The 449-nt window shown below is 69.0% G+C and carries 1 protein-coding gene; it reads right to left on the minus strand.

Going from position 1 to position 449, the window contains the following annotated elements:
• Nucleotides 1-449 (minus strand): PEP-utilizing enzyme (locus DBR24_RS33205; protein WP_256591726.1); only part of this gene is annotated, 449 nt, incomplete at both ends.

Raw genomic sequence — 449 nt, forward strand, 5'->3', positions numbered from 1 at the left:
GCCTGCGGGTGGGCCATGAAAATCAGTTCGGTGCGCAGCAGGCCGATGCCTTCGGCGCCCTGCTCCACCGCTGCGGTGACCCCGGCGCTTTCGCCGATATTGGCGAACACTTCCACGGGGTGACCGTCGATGGTGTGCGCCGGTTGATGACGTTGTTCGGCCGCGATCTTCAGGCGTTGCTCGCGGGTGTCGCGTTCTTCGGCAGCGCGTAGCAGGGTCGCGGCATCGGCGTCGACGTGCAGGCGACCGCGCTGGCCGTCGAGCAGCAACGGCGTGCCCGCTTTGAGCAACAACACCGCAGCGCCGGCACCCACCAGTGCCGGAATGCCCAAGGCACGGGCGACGATGGCGCTGTGCGCGGTGGCACCGCCGCGAGCGGTGAGAATCCCCGCCACACGCGCCGGATCGAGTCGCGCCACATCCGACGGGCCGACTTCGTCCATCACCAG

Origin of the sequence: Pseudomonas sp. HMWF006, assembly GCF_003061205.1 — a bacterium.
Classification (GTDB): domain Bacteria; phylum Pseudomonadota; class Gammaproteobacteria; order Pseudomonadales; family Pseudomonadaceae; genus Aquipseudomonas; species Aquipseudomonas monsensis.